Below are 2,525 nucleotides of genomic sequence, written 5' to 3' on the forward strand. Positions count from 1 at the left end.
TATATAGATTTTCCCGAAATGGCGGAGAAATGGAATTAAAGAAGGATAACAAAAAAAGGATTGAAGCTGCTGTGATACAAGCTTCAATCCTTTTTATTATCGATTATAAGAATTTTACGCAAACAGGGAAGGGAACTTGAACATCTTTTTGCAGTAATGTTAACTTTCCGTCATGTTCATTTCGGGCATATAGTGTCAGGTTTCCTGATTGTTCATTAGAAGCAATCAGGAATTTTCCGCTAGGATCCAATGAAAAATCACGTGGCCAATTTCCTTCGGTAGAAACCAGTTCCACGAATGCCAGTTTGCCTGTTTCTTGATTGATTTGGTAAACGGCAATACTATCATGTCCGCGGTTTGCAGCATATATGAATTGCCCGTCATCTGAAATGTGAATGGCGCTTCCTTGGTTATTTTCCTTGAAATCTTCCGGGACGGATCGAACCGTTTGTAATTCAGAAAAGCTTCCGGTTTGACTATCGAAGCTCAAAACAATGACTTCTGGTACAAGTTCTGCCATGACATACGCAAATTTGCCGTTTGGGTGAAAGGTCAAGTGCCGTGGTCCGCTGCCGGGAGAAACAGATAAGCTGTTTACTTCTTCCAAAACCCCATTATCTATTTTATAGGTTATTACTTTATCTATTCCGAGGTCTACTACAGCAATGAACCTTTCATCCGGTGTGAACCCGGCGAAGTGAGTGTGCGCTTTTTCCTGACGTTCTTCGTTCGGTCCTTGACCCTCATGCTGAACAGTGGATGATACGGGCAAAGGGGTCGCATCGTCATGAAGAGGATATGATTCAATCACACCTTCTCCATAACTGGAAGTGATCAAGACCTGTTTCTTGCTGTTGACACTTATATGGCAGGAAGAACCATTTGGTGTCAGTTGTTTGCCCAAGAAGGTAAGCTCACCTGATTCTTCATTGATCGAATAGGCTGAAACTCCACCGCTGCCCGCTTCTTTTAAAATGGCGTAGAGATTCTTCTTGTCCTGGCTGATGGCGACATAAGTCGGATCGGTTAATTCTGCTGCAAGAACCGGTGCACTGAGTTTTCCTTCTGCTGTATCTAAAGTGAAGCGGTAAATACCTTTACTGTTTTCTTTTGTGTAAGTGCCTATGTATCCAATTATGGTTCGTTTATCATGTTTTGCCATATCTATCTCCTCCAAGAAAGATTTGTGTTTAATTTTATTTTAACATAGATGATACCCATTATATCCTTTTCCCGGTTTAAGTCGAGTTGGAACCTGATTTATTTAGAAATTACTGGGGTAAGAAGAAAAAAACCCCGACTAGGGGGTCAAATTTTATCGACTGGCTTTGATGCTTCAATAGGAATATGCCTAAACTCAGAAACTAAAAATAAACCCGAATCCGTCAGTTTAATTTCAGGGATGACAGGCAACGCCAAGAATGCAAGTGTAAGGAAAGGGTTGAAATGCCTGTTGGCACCCAGTTTCAATAGGGCTCCATCGATTTTTTTCAACGACCGGACTACATCCATATAATTCCATTCACTCATCAATCCAGCTATCGGAAGGGGAAGTGAAGCGAGTATTTCCCCATTTTGGATTACGGCCAATCCGCCCTGCATTTTTTTTATTTCATTTGCTGCCAAAAGCATATCTTGATCATTCGTCCCGGCAATGATCAAATTATGTGAATCATGGGCTACTGTCGTGGCAATTGCGCCTGAATTCAAACCGAGCCCTTTGACGATTCCTAGACCTACTTGTTTGGTCATATGATGCCGTTCAATTACAGCAAGTTTTATATGATCAACATGTTCGGAGAACCGGAATAGTCCATCCTGATTAAGTGTAACCGGTTCAATCGAATGCTTTGTAATCAAGCTGTTTGGTGTTATCTCAATAATATTAGCGAACTTATTTTTAAAAGGTATCGCCAGATCACCTTCCGTTATTTCATGAAATTGAACGGAGTGCTTCAACCCGTCGTCAATGGCATGTTCCTTTTCAGGTGGAAAGTTAAGTAAACGATTATTTTGAACGATAAGCTTTCCCTCTTTAAAGACCGAGTGAATGATGACTGAATCAAGGTCATCCAATATAAGGAAGTCCGCCTTGTATCCAGGTGCTATCGCACCAGTTTCCTTTAAGCCAAAACATTCTGCTGCATTAATGGTCGCCATTTGAATGGCGGTAATTGGCGGGACACCTGTTTTTATGGAAAGTCGAACGTTGTGATCAATACTCCCTTCAGATACAATATCGTCAAGGTGCCGGTCATCGCTGACGAATAAACAACGTCGGGAGTTCTTCTCATTTATAACTGGAATCAGGTTTTTTAAGTCTTTGGCAACGGTGCCTTCCCTGATCATAAGATACATTCCTTTACGCAGTCTTTCTTTTGCCTCTTCCGCTGTAGTGCATTCATGATCCGTTTTAATGCCTGCACACATATAAACATCGAGCTGTTGTTCGGAAAATCCTGCTGCATGGCCATCGATGCTTTTGCCTAGTTTATTAGCATCGTATATTTTTTGCAGCATATCCT

The 2,525-nt window shown here is 41.4% G+C and carries 2 protein-coding genes; both read right to left on the reverse strand.

What is annotated here, in order from left to right; all coding sequences use genetic code 11:
* Positions 1-103: 103 nt before the first annotated feature.
* Positions 104-1,162 carry a lactonase family protein gene (locus tag ACFVSH_RS25345; RefSeq protein WP_387708512.1) on the reverse strand — a complete coding sequence of 353 codons (1,059 nt, stop codon included), beginning with the start codon at positions 1,160-1,162 and terminating at the stop codon, positions 104-106.
* 146 nt (positions 1,163-1,308) lie between these two features.
* The coding region (locus tag ACFVSH_RS25350) for an adenine deaminase (protein WP_387708514.1) at positions 1,309-2,525 on the reverse strand (1,217 nt) is incomplete at its 5' end.

The sequence above is a fragment of the Peribacillus sp. NPDC058002 genome (genome assembly GCF_042886655.1).
Taxonomy (GTDB): Bacteria; Bacillota; Bacilli; order Bacillales; family DSM-1321; genus Peribacillus; species Peribacillus aracenensis.

Coding starts and splice junctions, on each gene's coding strand:
- ACFVSH_RS25345 (WP_387708512.1), bottom strand. CDS start 1,162: ATGGCAAAACATGATAAACGAACCATAATTGGATACATAGGCACTTAC.